The sequence below is a fragment of the Kribbella sp. NPDC048928 genome, from assembly GCF_043197975.1.
In the GTDB taxonomy this organism is placed as follows: domain Bacteria; phylum Actinomycetota; class Actinomycetes; order Propionibacteriales; family Kribbellaceae; genus Kribbella.
On the sequence record NZ_JBICUC010000009.1, the window covers coordinates 230,239 to 253,386 of the forward strand.

The 23,148-nt window shown below is 67.3% G+C and carries 19 protein-coding genes and 2 pseudogenes; 16 read left to right on the forward strand and 5 right to left on the reverse strand.

The window, feature by feature from the left end:
* Positions 1-2 precede the first annotated feature (2 nt).
* The 9 genes and pseudogenes from ACGFI6_RS34075 to ACGFI6_RS34115 all read left to right on the forward strand — a co-directional run bounded on the left by ACGFI6_RS34075 (position 3) and on the right by ACGFI6_RS34115 (position 11,983).
* The gene (locus ACGFI6_RS34075) at positions 3-1,094 is read left to right on the forward strand and encodes a winged helix DNA-binding domain-containing protein (protein ID WP_393125997.1); all 1,092 of its coding nucleotides are present in this window, start codon (positions 3-5) and stop codon (positions 1,092-1,094) included.
* 20 nt (positions 1,095-1,114) lie between these two features.
* Positions 1,115-1,279 (forward strand): annotated as a pseudogene (locus tag ACGFI6_RS34080) (DUF255 domain-containing protein); the annotation flags it as partial.
* Positions 1,280-2,287: 1,008 nt separating this feature from the next.
* The gene (locus tag ACGFI6_RS34085) at positions 2,288-3,556 is read left to right on the forward strand and encodes a hypothetical protein (RefSeq protein WP_393125999.1); all 1,269 of its coding nucleotides are present in this window, start codon (positions 2,288-2,290) and stop codon (positions 3,554-3,556) included.
* Entirely contained in the window at positions 3,553-5,811 is a 2,259-nt protein-coding gene (locus tag ACGFI6_RS34090; RefSeq protein WP_393126001.1) for a hypothetical protein, read from the forward strand. The genes ACGFI6_RS34085 and ACGFI6_RS34090 overlap by 4 nt, the downstream gene beginning before the upstream one ends.
* Before the next feature lie 210 nt (positions 5,812-6,021).
* A complete protein-coding gene (locus ACGFI6_RS34095; RefSeq protein ID WP_393126003.1) occupies positions 6,022-6,324 on the forward strand; it encodes a helix-turn-helix domain-containing protein in 303 nt (100 codons plus the stop codon).
* A pseudogene (locus ACGFI6_RS34100) lies at positions 6,321-6,578 on the forward strand (HipA N-terminal domain-containing protein); the annotation flags it as partial. The gene ACGFI6_RS34095 and the pseudogene ACGFI6_RS34100, both read left to right, overlap by 4 nt.
* A gap of 39 nt (positions 6,579-6,617) precedes the next feature.
* Positions 6,618-7,559 carry a type II toxin-antitoxin system HipA family toxin gene (locus ACGFI6_RS34105; RefSeq protein WP_393126379.1) on the forward strand — a complete coding sequence of 314 codons (942 nt, stop codon included), beginning with the start codon at positions 6,618-6,620 and terminating at the stop codon, positions 7,557-7,559.
* A gap of 112 nt (positions 7,560-7,671) precedes the next feature.
* Positions 7,672-9,675 (forward strand): thioredoxin domain-containing protein, encoded by a 2,004-nt coding sequence (locus tag ACGFI6_RS34110; protein WP_393126005.1) that lies wholly within the window; start codon positions 7,672-7,674, stop codon positions 9,673-9,675.
* Between the two features lie 226 nt (positions 9,676-9,901).
* Positions 9,902-11,983 (forward strand): M4 family metallopeptidase, encoded by a 2,082-nt coding sequence (locus tag ACGFI6_RS34115; protein ID WP_393126007.1) that lies wholly within the window; start codon positions 9,902-9,904, stop codon positions 11,981-11,983.
* A gap of 71 nt (positions 11,984-12,054) precedes the next feature.
* On the opposite strand, the gene ACGFI6_RS34120 is transcribed toward ACGFI6_RS34115, so the two are convergent.
* Both ACGFI6_RS34120 and ACGFI6_RS34125 read right to left on the reverse strand, forming a co-directional pair.
* Positions 12,055-12,444: a hypothetical protein gene (locus ACGFI6_RS34120; protein WP_393126009.1), complete on the reverse strand. Its 390-nt coding sequence runs from the start codon at positions 12,442-12,444 to the stop codon at positions 12,055-12,057.
* Between the two features lie 199 nt (positions 12,445-12,643).
* Complete coding sequence (locus ACGFI6_RS34125; RefSeq protein WP_393126011.1) at positions 12,644-13,798, reverse strand: phosphotransferase; 1,155 nt, start codon at positions 13,796-13,798, stop codon at positions 12,644-12,646.
* A gap of 54 nt (positions 13,799-13,852) precedes the next feature.
* Here ACGFI6_RS34125 and ACGFI6_RS34130 point away from each other — a divergent pair, with 54 nt between their 5' ends.
* Positions 13,853-14,302 (forward strand): MarR family transcriptional regulator, encoded by a 450-nt coding sequence (locus ACGFI6_RS34130; RefSeq protein WP_393126013.1) that lies wholly within the window; start codon positions 13,853-13,855, stop codon positions 14,300-14,302.
* On the opposite strand, the gene ACGFI6_RS34135 is transcribed toward ACGFI6_RS34130, so the two are convergent.
* Positions 14,303-14,998: a hemolysin III family protein gene (locus ACGFI6_RS34135; protein ID WP_393126015.1), complete on the reverse strand. Its 696-nt coding sequence runs from the start codon at positions 14,996-14,998 to the stop codon at positions 14,303-14,305. It lies immediately after the preceding gene.
* Between the two features lie 268 nt (positions 14,999-15,266).
* On the opposite strand from ACGFI6_RS34135, the gene ACGFI6_RS34140 reads away from it, so the two are divergent.
* Positions 15,267-16,046: an isoprenyl transferase gene (locus ACGFI6_RS34140; RefSeq protein WP_393126016.1), complete on the forward strand. Its 780-nt coding sequence runs from the start codon at positions 15,267-15,269 to the stop codon at positions 16,044-16,046.
* Here the strand turns inward: ACGFI6_RS34140 and ACGFI6_RS34145 are convergent.
* Positions 16,013-17,119 (reverse strand): NYN domain-containing protein, encoded by a 1,107-nt coding sequence (locus tag ACGFI6_RS34145; protein ID WP_393126018.1) that lies wholly within the window; start codon positions 17,117-17,119, stop codon positions 16,013-16,015. The genes ACGFI6_RS34140 and ACGFI6_RS34145 overlap by 34 nt on opposite strands.
* 415 nt (positions 17,120-17,534) lie before the next feature.
* Here ACGFI6_RS34145 and ACGFI6_RS34150 point away from each other — a divergent pair, with 415 nt between their 5' ends.
* The 3 genes from ACGFI6_RS34150 to ACGFI6_RS34160 all read left to right on the forward strand — a co-directional run bounded on the left by ACGFI6_RS34150 (position 17,535) and on the right by ACGFI6_RS34160 (position 20,441).
* Complete coding sequence (locus ACGFI6_RS34150; RefSeq protein WP_393126020.1) at positions 17,535-18,866, forward strand: PhoH family protein; 1,332 nt, start codon at positions 17,535-17,537, stop codon at positions 18,864-18,866.
* 172 nt (positions 18,867-19,038) lie between these two features.
* Entirely contained in the window at positions 19,039-19,740 is a 702-nt protein-coding gene (locus ACGFI6_RS34155; RefSeq protein WP_393126022.1) for a hypothetical protein, read from the forward strand.
* Positions 19,741-19,796: 56 nt separating this feature from the next.
* A complete protein-coding gene (locus ACGFI6_RS34160) occupies positions 19,797-20,441 on the forward strand; it encodes a hypothetical protein (protein ID WP_393126024.1) in 645 nt (214 codons plus the stop codon).
* Here the strand turns inward: ACGFI6_RS34160 and ACGFI6_RS34165 are convergent.
* Positions 20,426-20,803 carry a DUF3224 domain-containing protein gene (locus tag ACGFI6_RS34165; protein ID WP_393126026.1) on the reverse strand — a complete coding sequence of 126 codons (378 nt, stop codon included), beginning with the start codon at positions 20,801-20,803 and terminating at the stop codon, positions 20,426-20,428. The genes ACGFI6_RS34160 and ACGFI6_RS34165 overlap by 16 nt on opposite strands.
* A gap of 77 nt (positions 20,804-20,880) precedes the next feature.
* Here ACGFI6_RS34165 and ACGFI6_RS34170 point away from each other — a divergent pair, with 77 nt between their 5' ends.
* Together ACGFI6_RS34170 and ACGFI6_RS34175 are read left to right on the forward strand one after the other, a co-directional pair.
* Positions 20,881-22,284, forward strand: a complete 1,404-nt coding sequence (locus ACGFI6_RS34170; protein ID WP_393126027.1) for a class II fumarate hydratase — start codon at positions 20,881-20,883, stop codon at positions 22,282-22,284.
* Entirely contained in the window at positions 22,281-22,958 is a 678-nt protein-coding gene (locus ACGFI6_RS34175; RefSeq protein WP_393126029.1) for a DUF402 domain-containing protein, read from the forward strand. The genes ACGFI6_RS34170 and ACGFI6_RS34175 overlap by 4 nt, the downstream gene beginning before the upstream one ends.
* Positions 22,959-23,148: the final 190 nt, after the last annotated feature.

Genomic DNA, 23,148 nt, shown 5'->3' on the forward strand with positions numbered 1-23,148 from the left:
GCGTGACGCATGTACTCGGCCGCCGGGCACTGAACCGCGCGACTCTCGACCGGCAACTGTTGCTGCGTCGCTCCGAGTTGCCGGTCGTCGATGCGGTACGGCGGCTTGCCGGGCTGCAGGCGCAGACACCGCACACCTGGTACGTCGGCCTGTGGTCCCGGCTGACGGACTTCAACCCTGGGCAGGCGGCCGAGCTGCTCGTCGATCGCTCGCTGATCCGGATCGCGTTGATGCGCTCGACGATCCATCTCGTCACCCCGGAGGACGCCCGCGCGCTGCGCCCACTGATCCAGCCTGTGCTGGACCGCGACCTCTACCGCAACTTCACCCACGGTAAGCCGATCCAAGGCATCGACATGGCGCAGTTGGTCGCCGACGGCATCGAGCTGCTCGCCCCGAAACCGTTGCCGAACAAGGAGCTCGGCGCCTTGCTCGCCGAACGCTGGCCCGGCCGCCCTCCAGCCTCCCTGGTGTATGCGATCCGCAATCAGGTGCCGCTGGTCCAGGTACCGCCGCGCGCAGTCTGGGGCCGGAGCGGACCGATCGCCCACACCACCGCAGACGCCTGGCTCGGCGCGAACGTGGGCGCGAGCGTACCGGCGACCGCGTCGCTCGAGTGGATGATCCGCCGCTATCTGGCGGCCTTCGGGCCGGCGAGCGTCAAGGACATGCAGGTGTGGTCCGGCCTCACCAAACTGCGCGAGGTCGTCGAACCGATGAGCCTGCAGGTCTTCCTGGACGAGCACGGCCAGACCCTGTACGACCTCCCGGACACAACCCACCCGGATCCGGAAAGCCCGGCGCCGCCCAGATTCCTGTACGACTTCGACAACCTGCTGCTGTCGTACGCCGATCGCACCCGCGTGATCACCGACGACCACGCTCGGCACCGTACGCAGCGCACCGTCCCGCAGATCCTGCTCGTCGACGGCTTCACCGCGGGTGACTGGACGGTCGGCCGGGACGCCGACGAGGCGACCCTCACGATCCGGACGTATCAGTCACTGACTGATCCCGGCGCCGTGGTCAAAGAAGCGGAGGCGTTGCTGGCGTTCCTGCATCCGGACGCCGGGACCCGCAAGGTTCTGCTTTAGCGGGAGCATACGGTTGGGGCATGGCGAACGAGCTTGGGCGATCGACCAGTCCGTACCTGCGGCAGCACGCGGGCAATCCGGTGGAGTGGCGGGAGTGGTCGGACCAGGCGTTCGCCGAGGCCCGTGAGCGCGACGTACCGGTGTTCCTCTCGGTCGGGTATTCGGCTTGTCACTGGTGTCACGTGGCCGGAAGCACCCTCAATCCATGATCACCGAATTCGGATCCCCCTTGATTCGGGCCTGAACCAGGCCGTATTGGTTCGTCTTCTGACGCCGCAGATCGCCGATTCCGTGGCCCGATGCATCACGAAATGCATCACGCGGAGCACCCGGCGAGATGTATCCCCGCGCGGCGGCCGAGCAGGTCGCCCATGTTGGCTTGGGCCCAGTGCCGCCGGCTGCGAGCGGCTCATGGAGTCACGATCCGGCGGTCCGGGGCGCTCTAGCGTCTCTGCGTGCCCGCTCGATCAGTCCCCCCAAATCACGGCCGCCACCGTAACGTCACGCCCGCGCAAGCCTGGAGAAGTCCATCGGCGTCGTCGCCGATACCTGGGCGATCTCAGTCCAGTCGAGCGTCGCCAGGTCGGGCGGGAATCGTGGGCGGGTTGTTCATCGCTGTTGCGTGGGTCGCTCCATGCGCTGCTTGCACCGGGTCCGCGGAGCCGGATTGTGCGCCTGGTCCTCGAGCGCGGCCCGGTTCGATCACCCGCTGGGCGCTGCAGTTTGCTCGGCGCGACAACCATGCACCTGTCGTCCGGCGCGACCTGCAGATCGGCCTGAAGCGATGCCACGGGAGCCTGATCCGGCGCGAAGCCGCGAAGTACGCCGGCCAGATCCTTGCCGACGAGCCTGATCAGGCGGCTGCGTCGAAGACTGCGCGGCGCGAGGCCGCCTACAGATTCATGAAGAAGATCGACGCTGAGTGCGTCACCCGCGAGTCATCAGCCGTCGTTGCCGAGCTCTTGAGGTGCTAGTCAGTCGCCAGGACTGCATGTTCGGATGAGCGCTCACCCAGGCAAGGGGGAGTACGACGAGCACCGGTGTCAGTTGGTGCGAACGGCAGTCGACCTTCTCTGTCCTCGACGACGACAGGCCGATCCGAGCGACTGTCGGTAGCGGCTGCGAGACTTTTCGTGAGCAGAGCTGGTCGAGGTCTATGCCAGTATTCATGAGGCGTTCTGGGGGAGGCGGCTATGGCGGCGAAACATCAGCCTGAGGACTACGCCCGATGGGGTATCCCGAGGTTTGCCAAGATGCCGCAGGTGTACGCGGTCGACCTGTCATCGGCGCACCGGCGAGTGGTCTTCCTTCGTGCCGGCGGCAAGGATCAGCCCGTGCCGGGCGACGAACTCAAAGGCACCGTCGCAGAGCGAACGGCCAATAAGGACAAGAAACACTTCCACTGCTTGGTCGACGGCTGCGGACCGTTCTCTCACGTTCAGGCCGGCAGCAAGCGGGATGGCTGGGTCCATCCGCGGGACAATGACACGAACAAGCGAAACGACCACAGTCCGGAGAGCCTGTGGCATCGCCACGTGAAGCACATGTTCGCTAGCTGGGCCTCCGGCAGGCTAGGTATCGACAACATCCGGGTTTGCCATATCGACGACCGGCGCTTGCCGACACCGCTCGGTGAGGTAATGCCCGACGTGTATATCGAGACCGTAGATGGGCGGCGGATCGCGATCGAGATCCAGCGATCGGCCGGCGAGGCCATCGAACTCGCTCACAGGCACCAACGCTACGAGTCAATCGGTGTCATCGACTGGTGGATCTTCTCCAGCCTGCAGGAGACCTGCAAGGTGTGCCGCGGCGGAGGTCCTTACCAGCGCGTCGTGCCGACCGCTTCCCAGGCCGACATGGTCAGCCGCGGGCAATCTTTCTACTGGTTCAATCACGCGACCAACCAGCTAGCGACGCCTTACAGCTTCCACCAGCCGCAGTACGAGCGTCGAAGCGGCGAGACCTGGGACGGCATCGATCTGCCACGACTCATGCACAAACCACTCAGGGGACGTCGGCTGAAGCCCTACATCTACTTCTGCGTGGACGACCTCGACGAATGCGACATAACACCTCAGGGCCATCTGTGGTCACCCGGTGACGAGCGCATCGCGCGAGCTCAACGCAAGGCGAAGGCGATGGAGCGGGGCTTCAGGCGCAGAGCGGAAGCGCAGTTTCGCGCTCTGGCTGCAGCTCAGGCAAGCGCTGCGGCGGATGCTGCTCTGTGTGTCGCCGCCGACTGCGCCGAGCCTCAATTCGAATCGCGTCCAACGCCTCCTCTCGTTGGGGCGCTAACGGTCTCGGAGCCGTGGACTGCAGGAGCTACCGTCCACGAAACCAGCCAGCCACGGATTGAGAGCAGCCCGCAGACAGTTGTAGGACCCGCCGCCATACTGAGTTCAGTCCGGCGACAGTCACCATGGCACCGGCTGCTGCGCCGGCTCGGATTCGCACGGTGACCGCGGAAGAACCGGCAAGCCCGGATCACACCCCTGAGTCTGTCGATGCCTATATGGGATTCTTCGACCGTCCCATCGCTGACTATGTCCTCCGCCAACAGACGCACTACATCGTCCACGAACCTGAGTTCGCCGGCGCGCTCAACCGGCAGATTCCCTACGCCGCAATGGCTTCATCGGCAGCAGACGTCGCATCCAGGTCGCAGACGGCACGAACGGAGGCCTACGCGGCCGTCAGCTGTGCTCTGGCCTTCTACGCGGCGGCGGCCTACACCCTCTATCGCGAGAGCTCGGCTCTGCTGGCGTGGCGCAACCCGGGCCTGGGCGAGAGTCTGCAGAGCGTCGGTCAGTTCGATGCGGCGCTGGAGCGCCTCGGCGGTTCTGCACCTGCAGCTCTGATCGCGGTTGCCAACGTGGCGCTGATCATCTCCACGATTCGCGTGAGCCGCTGGATGCGAGGGCGGCTCAGGGAATGGTGTGCCCAGGTCAGGAGCGTCCTTCGGCCAGCGTTGCGGGTCGCGGTCAACCGTGAGCTCAGTGAGGAGTCTCCGCACCTGCTCCACATCAGTGATGCCCAGGGTCTGGCGCATATCGACGGTCTGGATCGCTGGGTCGAACGTGCGAGCTCCACCCGAATCGCACGGTTGATTTCGGATCTTGGCGCCAGCGCAATCGCTGTCAGTGGCCGGCGAGGTGTCGGAAAGACGTCCCTGCTGCGACGCATGGCCTCCCAGGTTCCTCGACCCGCGGCAACAGATGCTGACTCCGATCTGTTTCGAGACAACTCGAAGCCGCTGAGAGTGTTCGTCGATGCCCCCGTGGATTACGCGCCGCGCGACTTTCTGCTGAACCTGTATAGCCAGCTGTGCGAGGCGGTGATCCAGACAGCCCCAGGTCCGCGGTTCCATCCCCGGACTGTCGCAGGTCGCTTCATCGTTCGTCGCGTTGCGCTGGCAGTACGCCTGGCCTGCGGCCTTCTCATCACCGCTCTACTGGCCAGCAAGTTCTACCCGCTGAACCGGCCGGCCTGGCTGATCGGCAACGCGCGGCTGGTGCTGGACTTCGCACATATCAATCATGCTCAGGCGACCGAGCCGACGGTGATTTATGCCATCGGGATCGTCGCAATTTATGTGGCAGCTGGGTACTTTCGCTGGCCGGTGTCCGGCGACCTGGCAAAACAAGCGACACGTGAACTGGCCCAGCTCAGGTACTTGCAGACCCTCCAGTCCGAGCACGCAGCGAACCTGACCAGGTCAGTGCTCGGTCTGAGCTGGCGACGTGCTCGGCAGTTGGCTGAACAGCCGATGGCCATGCCTGAACTTGTCCGGCGCTACCGCACGTTCGCCGAGAAGGCGTCTTGGGAGTACGGGAACGACAACGGGCCGGGACTGATCGTGGCAATCGACGAGATGGACCGGATCGCCAACGCTCAGTCAGCAGAAGACTTCCTCAACCAAATAAAGGCGATCTTCGGCGTACCGCGCTGTGTCTACCTGGTCGCGGTGTCAGATGAAGCCCTCAGCCAGTTCGAGCGCCGCATCTCGACCCTCCGCACGACCATCGACACCACCTTTGACGAGGTCGTCTGGCTGCCAGAATTCACCCTGGTCGAATCGGTCACCCTGCTTCGGCGGCGAGCCACTGGATTCCCCGACCTCTTCCTTGCTTTGTGCCACTGCCTGTCCGGAGGCGTCCCTCGCGACCTCGTCCGGGCAGCACGCAGCCTGGTGGATACACGTCGTGGCACCGGCTTGGAGGAACTGAGCGACATCACTACGGCTGTGATCAACTCCGAGGTCGCCGGCTATCTGCGGGGACTGATCCGTCATCTTCACCAGGCCCCGCAAACGGATCTCCAAGGCCAACCAGGGCCAGCGAGTCACACCGCGCCCGGAGCTCAACAGCCCGAGCTGATTGCGCTTCTGCTTCGTCTCAACGAAGACCCGCTCCGATGGCGTGGATACAGCACACAACTCACCGACTTCGTCAATCAAGGCAATCGGCCGGCAACCGAGCTCACTGCGGTAGTGGAGTACTACGCAGTCGTCGAGGACCTGTTCACCAGTCACCGCCACATCGTTGACGCAGCGGTCAGAGTCCATCCGTGCGAGCACAGTCTCCAGCTACTTGAACGTATCGCGACATGCAGAGCCACGCTGCCTCTCAGCCCAAGCACAACGATCCGGCAACTCAAGTCTGCTCAGGCTCGATTCCATTCTCGGCGACACGCCGCACCACAGGCGCAGCCTTAGATGCTCCGGGACAGGCGCAGCTGGTGTAGCGGTTCTGCCGCTGAGACTCGGACTGAGAGCTGAGATCTGGCTGCGGTCCCCCGGATGGCCCTCAGTTGGAGTTGAGGGCAGGGATCGTGCCTGCTCGGTCGGTATCTCAATGAAGATAATTCCCGGCACTATCGCCTACAATGGCTACAATAGTCGTCATTACGTCGGAGTGTGATTGTCATGAGTCGACCGCCTGTGCCGGTGCGGACACGGCTGGCCGGGGAGCGAATCGGCGCGCATCTAACGGCGTGGCGGAAGTTGCAAGGGCTCACGGCCGCCCAGGTCTCGGACCGTGCTGGGGTCTCGCGTGACACCCTGCGCAAGTTGGAGCACGGGGAGGTCACGGTTGGTCTCGACGTGTTCCTGAACGTCGCGCGGGTGCTGGGCACTCTCGATCGCGTGGCAGAGGCACTGGATCCGTATGAGACCGATCTCGGCCGTGCCCGCGCGGATCAGGCGCTACCGAAACGCGTCCGGCGATGAGCGGCGCCGTGATCGTCTCGGTGGATCTGGCCGGAGGACCCGTCGATGTCGGGACGGCGTACTTCAGCCGTCGTCGCAACGTGCTCTCGACGACCTTTCGGTACGACGAGACATACCTGGCGCGACCGGATGCGTACGCGGTCGACCCGGCGATGCCTCTCACAGACGGTAATCACACGGTCAACGGGATGCCCGGTGCGCTCAGCGACTGTTCCCCAGACCGCTGGGGCCGGAACCTCATTGCCAAACTGTTGCGGGTACGAGCCCTCCGGGAAGGTAGAGCGAGCCCGGCTGTGAGTGACGTGGACTATCTGCTGGGCGTCAGCGATTTGACACGCCAAGGAGCGCTCCGTTTCCGCTCGTCGCCAGACGGCCCGTACCTCGATCCGGATCTGACGGTTCCCAAGCTGGTGGAGCTGCCGAGGCTGTTGCAGGCAGCCGACGCCGCGGCTCGAGATCCCGATGATCTGTCGGCTGTGAAAGACCTGCTCGACGCCGGCTCGGGCTCGCTGGGCGGCGCCCGGCCGAAGGCGTCCGTTCGTGATCAGGAGCGACTGTATATCGCCAAGTTCCCGCATCCTGGCGACGAGTGGGATGTCATCAGCTGGGAGAAGACGACCCTCGATCTCGCCGAGCGATCAGGCATTGAGGTACCGTCGCGGCGCCTGACCTCGATCGCCGGCAGATCCGTCCTCGTGCTCGAGCGGTTCGACCGTGAAGCGCAGAATCGGGTCGGGTACATGAGCGCGATGACCATGGTTCAGGGCACGGACGGCACACCAGGTGACTACCTTGAGGTGGCCGAGACACTGACCGAGTACGGATCGCAGGTCGGCGAGGACCTGCGGCAGCTGTGGCGGCGGATCGCCTTCTCGGTCGCCGTCCACAACACCGACGACCACCTGCGCAATCATGGATTTCTCCGCGATGGCCGAGCCGGCTGGCGGCTGTCGCCGGCCTTCGATCTCAACCCGAACCCCGACGTCGGAGCGCAACGCGTCACCGGTATCGGAGGCGCGTACCGCCGCGAGGACGAACTGACCGGCCTGATGTCGTACGCGGACTCGTTCCGGCTCACGCCCAACGAAGCCTGCCGAGTTCTTCGCGACGTACTCGACGGAACCGCAGCATGGAGGGAAGTTGCTATGAGTAACGGTGTACCTGGCCGTGAAGTGCCGCGCTTCGAGGATGCACTGGAAGGCGTTCGAGAGACGATGACGGGGTTGGCAGGCTGAGCCTGTTCCCTGGCGCGCACCGCTCACCGGCTCGACTCGTGCTGGAGCGGTCTACGGCATCAGCGGCTTGCGGCAGGTCGCTGGTGCTCTGTGCCGCTGGATTTGCGAGAGGATGGCCGATGTGAACCGTCTCGGATGCTCCACGAGCCCGTATCTCCTGCAACACGCCGGGAATCCTGTGGACTGGTGGGAGTGGGACGAGGACGCCTTCGCTGAAGCCAAGCGACGGGACGTACCGGTGTTCCTCTCGGTCGGGTATTCGGCTTGTCACTGGTGCCATGTGATGGCGCACGAGTCGTTCGAGGATCCTGGTACGGCGGCGTACCTGAGCGAGCACTTCGTGAGTGTGAAGGTGGATCGCGAGGAGCGGCCGGACGTCGACGCGATCTACATGGCGGCGACCGTGGCGATGACCGGGCAGGGCGGCTGGCCGATGTCGGCGTTCCTCACGCCGGCGGGGGAGCCGTTCTTCTGCGGGACGTACTTCCCGAAGGATGCGCGCGGCGGGATGTCGTCGTTCGGGCAGGTGCTGGAGGCCATCACCGATGCCTGGCAGAACCGGCGCGACCAGATCGACGGGATCGGGAAGCGGGTCGTCGAGCAGCTCGGCGCCCAAGGAGCGCAGCAGCCGGCGGCGCAGGAGACGTTCGACCTCGACCGCGCGGTGCAGTTGCTGAAGACCGACTTCGACCCGGTCCACGGCGGGTTCGGCGGTGCGCCGAAGTTCCCGCCGTCGATGGCGCTCGACTTCCTGCTCCGGCAGCACCGGCGGACCGGCGACGAGGACGCGCTCGCGATGGTCGCGCACACCTGCGACCGGATGGCGCGGGGCGGGATGTACGACCAGCTCGCCGGCGGGTTCGCGCGGTACTCCGTCGACGGGCAGTGGGTCGTCCCGCACTTCGAGAAGATGCTGTACGACAACGCGCTGCTGCTCGACGTCTACACACACTGGTGGACGTCGACCGCCGATCCGCTCGCGAAGCGGATCGCCGAGCAGACCGCGGACTTCTTGCTTGCCGAGCTACGGACGTCCGAGGGCGGCTTCGCGTCGGCGCTCGACGCGGACACGGAGGGCGAGGAGGGCAAGTACTACGTCTGGACCCCGTCCGAGCTGCGCGCGGCGCTGTCGCCGGAGGACGCCGACTGGGTGGTCGACCTCTGCGATGTCACCGGCACCTTCGAGCACGGCTCGTCCGTACTTCAGTTGCGGCGCGATCCGGAAGACCCGGAGCGGTGGGACCGGGTGCGTCGCGTACTGCTGGAGGCGCGGAGCGAACGCGCCTATCCGGGGCGCGACGACAAGGTTGTTGCGGCGTGGAACGGGTTGGCGATCACGGCGCTCACGCGGGCCGGGGTGGTTCTGGACAGGCCTGAGTACGTCGAGGCTGCGCGCGCGGCGGCTGTGCTGATCCAGGACGTGCACCTCGAAGAGGGCGGACGGTTGTTCCGGACGTCGCGGGACGGCGCGCGCGGGAATGCTGACGGCGTACTCGAGGACTATGCGGCGTTCGCCCAAGGGTGCTTGACGTTGCTGGGGGCCACGGGTGACGGCGAGTGGTTCCGGGTCGCGGAGGGTCTGCTCGATCGGGTGCTGGAACAGTTTGTTGCTGATGGCTCCTATTTCGACACGGCTGCGGATGCGGAGCAGTTGGTGTGGCGGCCGCAGGATGCGACCGACAATGCGACGCCGGCCGGGGTCAGCCTGGCGGCCGAGGCGTTCACCACGCTCGCGAGCCTGACTGGATCGGAGCGGTACGAGACCGCGGCCCAGCAGGCTTTGCAGGCTTCGGCCGCGATCGCCCAACGCGCGCCGCGGTTCGCCGGCCGGGCCCTCGCGGTCGCCGAAACAGTGGCCTCAGGCCCCCTTGAGATCGCAATCGCCGCTGATCCGACGGGTGCCGACGGCGTGGGGGAGTTGCGGCGAGTGGCGTTTGCGGACGGGCCGTGGGGGACGGCGATTGTTGCCGGGACGCCGGATCTGGCGGTGCCGCTGATGGACGGGCGGGTGCCGATCGACGGGCGTGCGGCGGCGTACGTCTGTCAGAAATTCACCTGCCGGCTACCGGTCACGTTGCCGGAAGACCTTCGGCACGCGCTGCACCCCACCCGCTGACTGCTTGCGCAGGTGCGGGTTTTCCCTGTCCTTTCGGTCGAATCCCTTGACTCACGGCGACCGGGCGGCAACAGTCGGTCCTCAGCCGGATGTAACAGAACTCGCATGTATCGACACGAAGTGTCACAAATGAGGCAGTGGCACTGTTGCGTCAGCATCCGGCGCGTCCCCAACTGAATTCGGTCGCTGCGCCCAAACAGCGACCACACCGTGAGGAGATGTTGTCTTGAAACGACTGACATCAGCAGGGGCGGTGGCGATTGTCGCGGCAGCGGGTCTGGCCGCGACCTTCACCGCTTCGACCGCCGGCGCCGCCGACCGGCAGGCACCGCTCCCGGCATCCGGCTTCAACCAGCCGGCCGCCGTCAAGGCCGAACAGGCGCTGACCGCGCGGACGGCTACCGCCCTCGGACTCGGCGCCGGCGAGCAGCTCCAGGTCCGTGATGTGGTCAAGGACCCCGACGGCACCGAGTACGTCCGCTACGACCGCACCTTCAACGGCCTGAAGGTCGTCGGCGGTGACCTGATCGTCAAGCGCAAGGGCGAGTCGATCGGGCAGGTCACCTACAACCGCGGTGCCAAGGCCGTCGAGGTCGCGACGAAGCCGACTCTGTCCCAGTCGGCGGCGTTGACCAAGGGCGCGCAAGCAGCGAAGTTCAAGGCAACTGCCAACAAGGGCCAGCTCGTCGTCTTCGTGACGCCGACCAAGCCCGTCCTCGCGTACGAGGTCGTCACGACCGGCGTGAAGCCCGACCAGACCCCGTCGGTGCTGCACTCGTTCATCGACGCCAAGTCCGGCAAGGTGCTGGCGCAGGACGACGAGATCAAGGCCGGTACCGGCAACTCGATGTACGCCGGCAAGGTCACCATCGGTACGTCGGGCTCGTCCGGCAACTTCTCGATGACCGACGCGTCCCGCGGTGGCAACTACACCACCGACCTGAAGGGCTCGACGTCCGGGAACGGCACGACGTTCACCGACGCCGACGACACCTGGGGCAGCGGTGCCGCCTCCGACCGAGCGACCGCTGCGGTGGATGCGCACTACGGCGCCCAGCTGACCTGGGACTACTACAAGAACGTCCACGGCCGGAACGGCATCTTCAACAACGGCCAGGGCGCTCGCTCCCGCGTGCACTACGGCAACGCGTACGTGAACGCGTTCTGGGACGGCACCCAGATGACGTACGGCGACGGGATCAGCAACACGCACCCGCTGACCGCGATCGACGTGGCCGGCCACGAGATGAGCCACGGTGTCACCGAGGCGACCGCCAACCTGAACTACTCCGGTGACGCGGGCGGCCTGAACGAGTCGACGTCGGACATCTTCGGCACCATGGTCGAGTGGTACGCGAACAACGCCAGCGACCCGGGTGACTACCTGATCGGCGAGAAGATCAACATCAACGGCGACGGTACGCCGCTGCGCTACATGGACAAGCCGTCGAAGGACGGGGCCAGCGTCGACTGCTGGTCGACCAGCACCGGCGGCCTGGACCCGCACTACTCGTCCGGCCCGCTGAACCACTGGTTCTACCTGGCCTCCGAGGGCACCGGCAGCAAGACCATCAACGGTGTCAACTACAACAGCACCGCCTGCAACGGGACCACGTTCGCCGGTGTCGGCCGGGACGTGGCGTCGAAGGTCTGGTACCGCACGCTGAGCACCAAGCTGAGCTCGGGCAGCACCTACAAGGACGCGCGGGAAGGCGCGATCACCTCCGCGAAGGAGCTGTACGGCGCGGACTCCGCCGAGTGCAAGGGCATCGAGGCCGCGTTCGGTGGCATCGCGGTCCCGGCCGGCTCGGCTGCCTGCGGTGGTGGCACCACGCCGCCGCCCACCGGCGACAACCTGCTGCAGAACCCGGGCTTCGAGTCCGGCGCGGTGAACTGGACCGGTACCGCCGGCCCGGTCACCAACAACACCGGCCGCCCGGCGCGGACCGGTAGCTGGAAGCTGTGGCTGCAGGGCAACGGTCGCGCCACCACCGAGAACGTCGGCCAGTCGGTCGCGATCCCGGCGTCGGCAACGTCGGCCAGCCTGACCTTCTGGATCCGCATCGACACCGCGGAGACCACCGGTACGGTCGCGTACGACACCGCGAAGGTCCAGGTCGTCAACGGCTCGACGACGAGCACGCTGGCGACGTACTCGAACCTGAACAAGAACACGTCGTACGTGCAGAAGACGGTGAATCTGACGCAGTACAAGGGCAAGACCGTCACGGTCAAGTTCGTCGGCCAGGAGGACTCCTCGGCGCAGACGAGCTTCGTCATCGACGACACTGCCCTGACCGTCAGCTGAAGATCGTCCGGGGCGCGCGGGGCCTCCGCCCAAGGTCCGCGCGCCCCGGATTCCCTTCGAGGGCAGGGCTCCTAGAGTTTCGTGCAGAGCTTGCCCGGGGGAATGGCGGCCTCGGTGAGCAGTTTGCTCACCGGGGCCGCCAACGGCTTGAGCTTCGGGTCCTCGAGGCGGGCGGTCTTACCGTTCGCGGAGACCGCGACGATCATGTCGTCCGGGTGCCGCGTGGACGGCTTCGTCGCCACAAGGCTTGCCCAGTCGACCTTTTCGGCGGCTGTGGTGATCGTGGTCAGCAGGCTCGGGTCGAGCTTGCACCGCAGCGTCTCCTTGCCGCGTGAGCTCACGGTCGCGACCCCGTCGGTACTGATCAGCACCTGGTCGTCGAAGCCCGCGAACCCACCCTTTCTGGACACCGTGAGCGGCAGACCGGCACCGACCGGCGCGGACTGCGTCACTGACGGCATCGTCGGTGGTGGAGTACTACTGGGTGAGGTTGGCGTACCACTGCCGGCTCCTGACTCGCTGCCGCACCCGGCCAGCACGAATCCCGCCACTGTCGTACACAGGGCCACTGTCGCGTATCTGCTCAGGTTCCTCACGCACAAGGGATACCCGGAGACAGGCCGTTCGTTGCAGCTGTGACACGACTGAGATGTGATCGGGTCAGACAACGGGGGACACCAGGTCGACGATCGCCCTGGTCAGCTGGACCCGCTGCTCGAACAGCTCCAGCGACGCGTCCGTCTTGCCGAACAGCTCCAGCGGCAGCGCCGTGAACGCCGCACGGACGAGCAGCGAGCCCAGGTACCCGTACAGCACCTCGTCCTCCGGCACCTGCATCCCGTCGACCTGAAGCCCGTCCTGGAACGCCTTGAGGATCACCTTGTGTACGGCAGGCAACGCCTCCGGCGCCAGCTCGCCCGCGTGCGCGAGGCCGATCAGCAGCTGCCCCAGGTCGAACCCGACGGCCTGCGGGCAGTCGAAGCCCCAGTCGATGACCACGAACTCGTCCGGGCTGTCGTACGGCACCAACAGGTTCTGCGGGCTGGCGTCCCCGTGCTGGTAGCACTGCGGCAGCGCATCGAGAGCATCCAGTACGGCCGGAACGCGCTCGCCCAGCTCGAGCAGATCGTCCCGCAGCGCGTGGTCGCCCAGGTTGCAGACCGCGGCGCTCAGCATCGGGTGCCGCCACGTCTGCCGGTCCGCGAGCGCGGGGAGTGCCGTACGCAGAATCCGGCCGTCCGCGTAGAACCGCAGCCCGACGCCCGGTGTGGTGACGTGATCGCGGGGGAGGAACGGCTGCACGCGATCCGGCCGTCGGCGCGCCGACAGCCGCCCGAGCAGGTACGCCGCCCGTTCGAACCGCTCGATCGGCCACGGGCCCCACGCCTGGACCACGTTCTCCATCCACAACGTGGCGCGGTCGTCGTCGTACACGTCGATCCGGTACGCCACCGGCAGCCGCAGGCCCTCGGGCAGGAGCTCGGCGACGGCGCTGCGGTGCACCGCGATCTCCAACTGCCAGGGCAGGTTGTGGATGAAGAGCCGGCGGAAGTCCGCGGGCAGCCGGTCGATCATCGGCCAGTGCACGACCGACTGGAACTTCTTCACGAAGCACGACCAGTTCACGTCCCGGGTCGTCGTACCGAACACGCGGTGCAGCGACTCGGTGCTCGGCGTACCGATCGGGTAGTCGACCGGCTCGACCCGGACCGCGCCCGGTACGGCCGCCGGATCCCCGGTGATCGTCCGTACGAGCGCGGTCAGGGCCTCCTCCCCCAGAGCGTCCCGGCCGAGCGGTTCCAGCGTGCTGCGCATGATCTTCCCCCCGGAAGTAAAGCGACCTTACTAGTTGGATAGTAAAGTGGCCTTATGACTTCCGTCAATGACGTGGCGGCGCCCTTGAGCGGGCCGTGGTCCGAGCACATTGCCGGGCTGCTCGGCGCCGCGCTGAAGCGGATCCGCGCGGAGATCCTGGAGGCGTCCGAGGAACAGTTCCCCGGCCTCCGGGTGTCGCACTACCGGCTGCTCGAGATGATCCCGCCCGACGGAGCGCGGATCACCGACCTCGCCGAGGTCGCCGTGATGACGAAACAGGGCCTCGGGCAGCACGTCGACTACCTGCAGCGGCTCGGGTACGTCGAGTCCGACCGCCTGCGTACGGACCGCCGCGTCCGCCTGGTCCGCCGCACCGTTCGCGGCGACGAGGCAGCCGCCTACAGCCGCAAAGCCATCGAACGCGTCGAAGCCCTCTGGTCCACCCGCCTCGGCCAGGAGCGCTACCAGGCGCTCCGCGAGACCCTTCGCGAACTGGGCCTGTGATCAGCCGGCGTGGTAGGTGGCGATGCTTACGGCGATGTAGTGGCAGATGAAGGCGGCCACGGTGAAGGCGTGGAAGATCTCGTGGAAGCCGAACCAGCGCGGTGACGGGTTGGGGCGCTTGGTGGCGTAGACGACGGCGCCGAGCGAGTACAGGCCGCCGCCGACCGCGATCAGCGTGACGACCGCCGTGCCGCCGGCATGGTAGATGTCGCCCATCCAGAAGATCGCCACCCAGCCCAGCGCCAGGTAGATCGGCGTGTAGATCCAGCGCGGTGCGCTCAGCCAGAAGATCCGGAACAGGATGCCGACCGCGGCACCGCCCCAGGCCAGGCCGAGCAGCAGCAGCCGGTCCTTGCCGTGCAGCAGCACCATCCCGAGCGGCGTGTAGGTGCCGGCGATCAGCAGGAAGATGTTGCTGTGGTCGAGGCGGCGCAGGATCGCCTCGCCGGTCGGGCCCCAGTAGAACCGGTGGTACAGCGCGGAGATGCCGAACAGCAGCATCGATCCGGCCGTGTAGACCGCGGCCGCCCAGCGCGCGTCGGCGTGCGGCGCGAGGCAGATCAGCACGATGCCGGCCGCGGTGGCGAACGGGAACGTCCCGGCGTGCAACCAGCCACGCAGCTTGGGCTTCAGTGGGCCGAGCCGTCCGGAGAGCCCGTGACCGGCTTCCTGGGGCTGGGCGCTGGTAGCGGTCATCGCCGTCCTTTCGAGGGGTGCCGGGCGGGTGTACCTACGCAACCGTAACCTACGCAACCGTAGGTTGTATCGGTCGGAAGGATGAAATGTAGGCGACGTCACCGGACCGACGCGACACCTCCGCGTGTTCGATGCACGAACTGCGCGGAAAGTTCGGCCTTCTGCGTAGCTTTCCGGCAGCTTTCCGAGAGTCGCTCCCGGGCCTCTCCGACCCGGCGAATCTGGGCTAGCCTCGTGACCGAGAGTCTTCGAGGAGAGCATCCTGCCCATGCGGACACCTGGCAAGCAGAAGCTGCGCAACGCGCTCTACGTCCTGTACGAGCGCCGGCTTCGGCGATCCCTGGCCCCGGACCGGATCCCGCGGCACATCGGCGTCATCATCGACGGCAACCGCCGCTGGGCCCGCTCGGCCGGTAACCCTGTCTCGCACGGCCACGAGGCCGGCGCGGACAAGATCACCGAGTTCCTCGAGTGGTGCGACGACGTCGGCGTGAAGGTCGTCACGGTGTGGATGCTGTCCACCGACAACCTGACCCGCCCGTCCGACGAGCTGGAACCGCTGCTGCGGATCATCGAGCAGGCCGTCGAGGAGCTGACCGCGACGGGCCGCTGGCGGATCCACCCGGTCGGTGCTCTCGACCTCCTCCCGGGCAGTACGGCCGAGGCACTCAAGGCCGCCGAGACCGCGACCCACGACGTCAACGGCATGCTCGTGAACGTCGCCGTCGGGTACGGCGGCCGCCGCGAGCTCGCCGACGCGGTCCGTTCGCTGCTGCTCGAAGAAGCCGCGAAGGGCATGTCCATCGAGGAGCTGGCCGACCGGGTCGACGTCGAGCACATCGCCCGGCACCTGTACACCAAGGGCCAGCCCGACCCGGACCTCGTGATCCGTACGTCCGGTGAGCAGCGCCTCGGCGGCTTCCTGCTGTGGCAGAGCGCGCTCAGCGAGTTCTACTTCTGCGAGGCCCTCTGGCCGGACTTCCGGCACGTCGACTTCCTTCGCGCGGTTCGCAGCTACGCCCAACGCGAACGCCGCTTCGGCACCTGACCGGCGTCGCCCCGTACGGCACCTGGCCTGCTTCGCCCGTCTGGCCCGCCTCGCCCGCAGCGTCGGCAGGTCGTCCGGCGCCGCAGGTAGTAGGCGTACGTCGCCGTCCCCAAGGCTGCGCCCCAGAGGGTCCAGAGGATGCCCGGCGCGTTGATCGCCCAGTTGTCGCCGTCGAGGCGGAGCTGAGCGTTCATCACACCCGCGGGGATCAGCACGACGGCAACCACCGAGGCGGGGATGATCGCGAGCAGTGGCGGCACCCGGCGGCCCGCCTTGAACCAGATCCAGCGTGGGTAGACCTCGCCCCAGTGGTGCACCAGCCCGTGGGTGAGGAGGCCGCCGGCGAGGCCCATCGCGGCCAGACCGAGGCCCATTTCGAGCATCCCGGGCGTGTCGGCCATCATCCGGTGGAAATCGTCGGTGATCCCGAGCGGCCATCCGAAGTACCAGGCGACCCGGGTGAGCTCGTACGGGAGATTGGCCAGCACCGCGACGACGACCGCCTTGCGGCCCCAGCGCAGCGCAGCCTCCGGGCGCTGCCACGCCGGCTCCGTGTCGCCACGGCCGCATCCGACGCACAGGGCGCGGCTACGGCGGTGGTACGCGATGGCGGTGGCCGCCCAGAGCACGCCGCCGATGAACAGGACGATCAGGTTCACGCGGTGCCAGTACAGAATGTCGCCGATGCCCGCCTGCGGACCCGGTACGCCGGTGAACACGAACACCAGGAGGATGGGGGCCAGGGCAACGACCATCACCAGCGTGTAGTCGGGGATCACGAGCGCGAGGCCGACTGCGAGTACGGCGGCGATCGCCTGCGGGACCCGGCCGCGCGGGCGGGTGCGAGTCATCACAAGTGCGAGTACGGCTCCGCCGAGGCCGACGGCCGCCAGTACGGGCGCGACCACGCGGTACGGCGTGTCTTCGAGGATCGAGGCGGTCGCACGGTCGTCGGGGACCGGGGCGAACGGGTAGCCGCCGCCTCCGAAGGACCAGTAGAGGCCGAGCGCGCCGTACCCGAAGGACCAGATCGCCGTGGCGTAGCCGGTCCAGGCCGGCCAGTTCTTTCTCATGTACCGAGCGTTGCCGGGGCCCTGCGGTGCCGGATCACCCAGCGGAGTGAAGCGACTCCCTCGGGTGGGGGGAAGCCGTAACGCCGTGTTAACCCCGTGGCCGGGCGTGTCGGGCTGCGCCGTTTGCGGGGGGCTCCTACTCTGGCAGAGACGGTCGGAGGGGAAGCCGGCTGTCACGGGAGGCCCGATCAGTTTGAGAATCTCGTTCCAGCCGGTTGCCCCATGAGGGGCCGAACGGAGTACCCGAGACCTAGGGCGTGTCCCCCGGTCCCGGACTCACTGATCGCCGTTGCCGCTTGCGCGGCGGCTCGGACGGGGCCAACACCAGGCCCTGAGGGCGACACCCGACCCATCACCTAACCACTGGCGGGCCGGGGCGAGGGTGTACGTCACGGCCTAGAAGAGGACGTGCGACATGGCCATCCACGCCAAGGCGTCAAGTACCTCATCCACACCGGACCAGCGCACCTTCGTGCTGGACACCTCGGTGCTTCTGTCGGACCCGCACGCGATGCTGCGGTTCGACGAGCACGAGGTGGTCGTCCCGGTGGTCGTCGTCACCGAATTGGAGGCCAAACGGCATCACCCGGAACTCGGCTACTTCGCCCGTACCGCGCTGCGGCTGCTCGACGAGCTCCGGATCCTGCACGGTCGACTGGACGCCCCCCTGCCAGTGGGGGAGAAAGGTGGAACGCTCCGGGTCGAACTGAACCACACCGACCCGCAGACCTTGCCTGCCGGCTTCCGGCTCGGCGACAACGACAGCCGGATCCTGGCGGTGGCCTGCAACTTCATGGCCGAGGGCAAGGATGTCACGCTGGTCTCGAAGGACCTGCCGATGCGGGTCAAGGCGTCGGCGTGCGGCCTGCAGGCGGAGGAGTACCGCGCCGAGCTCACCCTGGAGTCCGGCTGGACCGGGATGGCCGAGCTCGAGGTCGAGACGCACGTGGTCGACGACCTGTACGAGAACGGCACGGTCGAGCTGACCGAGGCCGGTGAGTTCCCGACCCACACCGGGCTGGTGATGCTGTCCGACCGGGGCAGCGCGCTCGGGCGGGTGATGCCGGACAAGCGGGTCCGGCTGGTCCGCGGCGATCGCGAGGCGTTCGGGCTCCGCGGCCGGTCCGCCGAGCAGCGGGTCGCGCTCGACCTGCTGCTGGACCCCGACGTCGGGATCATCTCGCTCGGCGGCCGCGCCGGTACGGGCAAGTCCGCCCTGGCCCTGTGCGCCGGCCTGGAGTCGGTGATGGAGCGCCGGCAGCACAAGAAGGTCATCGTCTTCCGGCCGCTGTTCGCGGTCGGTGGGCAGGAGCTCGGGTACCTGCCGGGCACCGAGTCCGAGAAGATGGGGCCGTGGGCGCAGGCCGTGCACGACACGCTCGGCGCGCTGACCAGCAGCGACGTGATCGACGAGGTGATGGATCGCGGCATGCTCGAGGTGCTGCCGCTGACCCACATCCGCGGCCGGTCGCTGCACGACGCGTTCGTGATCGTCGACGAGGCGCAGTCCCTGGAGCGGAACGTACTGCTCACGGTCCTGTCCCGCGTCGGGGCGAACTCGCGGGTCGTACTGACCCACGACGTCGCCCAGCGGGACAACCTGCGGGTCGGGCGGCACGACGGCGTGGTCGCGGTCGTCGAGCAGCTGAAGGGGCATCCGTTGTTCGCGCACGTCACGCTGACCCGCTCGGAGCGCTCGCCGATCGCGGCGCTGGTCACCGAGATGCTGGACGATCTGCAGCTGTAAGGAGCGTTCGTGTAGTTAGGTCATAGCTTTCTGTAAAGCAACGGTAAGAACGGTGCGGTCGCCACGCGGCGACCGCACCGTTGTACCGTGACCTGCTTGTGATCACGCACGGTTTACGCCAGAGTATGTTCTCGTTGCAGCCGACGGGGGTCGGGTTTTCTCGGAAGGACAGATGAAAGCGAAGCGCTCCGTCGCGGTTCTCGCAGTCACCGGAATCGCCGTGGTCTCCGTTGTCGCCGGTATCGACCTCTTCAGCTCTCCTGGGAGCAGCAGTGCGTCGGAGAAGGTGTCAGGGCGGGCCGAGATGGCCGTCATCAACAGTGGCAAGGTGCTGACCGGCGACGACAAGCCGCAGGCCGTCCCCAAGGGTGCCGACAAGGCCGCCGCCGACGCCGTTCGGATGCGCAACCAGGTCGAGGCCGTCGCCGCGCAGCAGGTCGCCCTGCAGGACGCGTCCGACCGGAAGAACGCCGCCAAGAACGCCGCCCTGAAGCGTTACGAGGCCCTGGCCCGCGCCACCCGCTCGTCGAGCGAGGAGCGTGCCAGCCGGGACGCCGAGCGGAAGAAGTACGAGGGCACGCCGAAGGAGGTCGCAATGAACCTCCTCCCCGACCATGGCTGGAGCCAGAGCCAGTTCAGCTGCCTCGAGAAGCTCTGGACCAAGGAGTCGCACTGGAAGGTCAGTGCCGACAACCCGACCTCGACCGCGTACGGCATCCCGCAGGCGCTCCCCGGCAACCGCATGGCGGCCTACGGCAGCGACTGGCGGACGAACCCGGTCGTCCAGATCAAATGGGGCCTCGACTACATCGAAGCCACCTACGGCTCCCCCTGCAAAGCCTGGTCCCACTCCCAAGCCAAGGGCTGGTACTGAGGGACGCTGTGCTGACTCCGGGCCATCGGACGTTGGTGGTGCGGGAGGATGGGCTTGTGAGTGAGATTGCGCGCGGGGTTAGTGAGCGCGGGGAGTTGGTGTTGCGGCTGCGGGGGGATGGGGCGCTGGAGCTGCGGGTCAACGGTGTGTTTGTGATGGACGATCGGGAGACGTCCAGCGAGGAGTTGCTGGCGTCTGCGGCGCTGGCGGCGGTGGAGCATCCGGATCGGGTGCTGGTGGGTGGGCTCGGGCTTGGGTACACGGTGCGGGCGCTGCTCGGCGACGACCGGCTCGGGCAGGTGATCGTCGCGGAGATCGAGCCGGAGCTGGTGGCGTGGATGCGCGCGGGCCTGGTGCCGTCGGTTCTCGACGATGCACGCGTCGCGGTGGTCGTCGGCGACGTACGGGACGTGGTCGCGGACCTGCCCGATGCGTCGGTCGACGCGATCCTGCTCGATGTGGACAACGGCCCGGACTTCCTTGTCTACAACGAGAACTCCGCCATCTACACGTCCGGGTTCCTCGGGATGTGCCGTACGAAACTCCGCGCCGGCGGCGTCCTCACGGTCTGGTCGTCGTCGGCGTCGACCGCGCTGGAGGCAGCCGTTACCGCTGTCTTCGGCGGATGTGCCGTGCAGCCCGTCCCGGTCGAGCTGCAGGGCCGGGACGAGCTGTACTACGTCTATCAGGGCAGCTCGTAGCCGATCGTCACCCGCGGGCCCTGCTCGTCGTGCTGGAAGAAGACGGTGCCGGTCAGGCCGGCCAGATCGCCCTCGGCCGCCACGATCATGCCGGGCGAACCTGACGCGCCGGCCGAGGCACCGTGCACCATCACGAACGACCCCTTCCGCCCGCCGAGCGTGCCGGTGAACCGCTCGAGCGCCGTGTACGCCGCCGGCCCGTCCGCGGTGCCGGCCATCAACAGCTCGGCCGTGCTGGTGCCCTCCAGTTCGCCGCCGGTGAACGTCTTGCCGACGGTCGCCTTGCCGAGCTCGATCGTGCCGCCCTCGTCGTAGGCCGCCTGCTCCCATTTGGTGATCTCGAACGACTGGGTGAACTCCATCGATCCCCTCCTGTGGTGTTGTCCACAGCTTGTCTATCAGGGCGTTCCGACAGTTCCGATCGAAGTACTCTGCAGGTATGGGTGATGACGTGGAGTTCAGGATCGAGCACGACACGATGGGCGAGGTGAAGGTGCCTCGGGACGCATTGTGGCGGGCTCAGACGCAACGTGCCGTGGAGAACTTCCCGATCTCCGGGCGGCCGCTCGCGCCGGAGCTGGTGCACGCACTGGCGCAGATCAAGGCCTCGGCCGCGGTGGTGAACGCCTCGCTCGGCGTCCTCGACGCGGACCGGTCGGCCGCGATCGTCGCCGCCGCGGACCAGGTCACCGCGGGGGAGTACGACGCGGAGTTCCCGATCGACGTCTTCCAGACCGGTTCCGGTACGTCGACGAACATGAACGTCAACGAGGTCCTGGCCACTCTCGCCACCCGCTCGCTCGGCGCGGACGTGCACCCGAACGACCACGTCAACGCGTCCCAGTCCAGCAACGACACGTTCCCGTCCGCGATCCACGTGGCGGCCACCGCGGGCGTCGTGCAGGAGCTGTTGCCGGCGCTGGAGCACCTCGTCGATTCCCTTGCCCGTAAGGGATCTGAGTTCGCCGAGGTGGTGAAGTCCGGCCGGACGCACCTGATGGACGCTACGCCGGTGACGCTCGGCCAGGAGTTCAACGGGTATGCGCAGCAGATCCGGCGCGGCGCGGCCCGGGTCCGCGCGACCTTGCCGCGGGTTGCCGAGCTGCCACTCGGCGGGACCGCGGTCGGCACCGGGATCAACACGCCGCCCGGTTTCGCGGCCGCGGTGATCACCGAGCTGAACCGGCGTACCGGGCTGGAGCTGAGCGAGGCCGAGGACCACTTCGAGGCGCAGGGTGCGCGGGACGGGCTGGTCGAGCTGTCCGGACAGCTCAAGACCGTCGCGGTCAGCCTGACGAAGATCTGCAACGACCTGCGCTGGATGGGCTCCGGCCCGCGCGCCGGTCTCGGCGAGATCGCCCTGCCGGACCTGCAGCCCGGGTCGAGCATCATGCCCGGCAAGGTGAACCCGGTGATCTGCGAGGCGACGCTGATGGTCGCCGCGCAGGTGATCGGCAACGACACCACGATCACCGTGGCCGGTGCCGGCGGCAACTTCGAGCTGAACGTGATGCTTCCGGTGATCGCACGCAACCTGCTCGAATCGATCACCCTGCTGGCGAACAGCGCCCGCCTGCTCGCCGACCGCTGCGTCGACGGCATCACGGCGAAGGTCGACCACGCCCGCGCGCTGGCCGAGTCGTCGCCGTCGATCGTCACGCCGCTGAACCGCTACATCGGGTACGAGAACGCTGCCGCGGTTGCCAAGAGCGCTTTGAAACAAGGGAAGACGATCCGCGAGGTCGTCATCGAGAACGGTCACGTCGAGAAGGGCGACCTCACCGAGGAGCAGCTGGACGCCGCGCTCGACGTGCTGTCGATGACCCGCCCGGCGCAGTCGTGACCGACGGCGGGACGCAGTACTGGGAGCCGGGAACAACCATCGAGTGGGTGTACGAGGGCACCGGGCAGCACGCAGACAAGCCGAACGTACGACCGATGACGGTCGTGCGCGACGACGCGGACGGGCTGGTCGCCTGGCTCGCCCCTGGTACGCCGCTGCTCAAGCCCGTCCTCGCCGACGGGCGCGAGCTCCGGCATGCCGGCCCGACCGGGATGTTCACCGAGCCGCGGGTGCTCAAGCTCGACATCTGGCACGGCACCGGGATCCTCAAGGCGTCACCGGCGGGGAAGCCCTGGTCGGTCTGGTGTTTCTGGGGAGCGGACGGCGCCTTCCACGGCTGGTACGTGAACCTCGAGCGTGAACATGTCCGCGACCAGGCGGCCCGGCGTACCAGCACGGTCGATCACGTACTCGACCTGTGGATCCGTCCGGATCGCACCATCGAGTGGAAGGACGAGGACGAGTTGGAGGCCGCGGTCAGCGCCGGGCGCTTCACGGCGGCCGAGGCGGAGCGAATCGTCGCCGACGCCCGGGCCGCGATCCGCGACATCGAGTCCTGGGCGGCCCCGTTCTGCGACAACTGGCAGTCCTGGTCAGCACCGCCGGCCTGGCGAGTACCCACCGCCCCAACCACCCACCAACCAACGCTGATAGCCGAACAACTCCACACCTGACAACAACCCACCGCCCACTGCCCCGCCGCCCGGCCGCGGGTGGCGAGTTCGGCGCGCACCCCGCCCCGATCACACGGGGGGATATCCGCTCGCGTGCTGGGTTCTCCACTGGTGTACGAGCAGAGAACCCCCGACAGCAACGAAGGACCCTGCAGCGGTGGGGGCCTGCCTGCAGCTGCGGGGCGTGCCT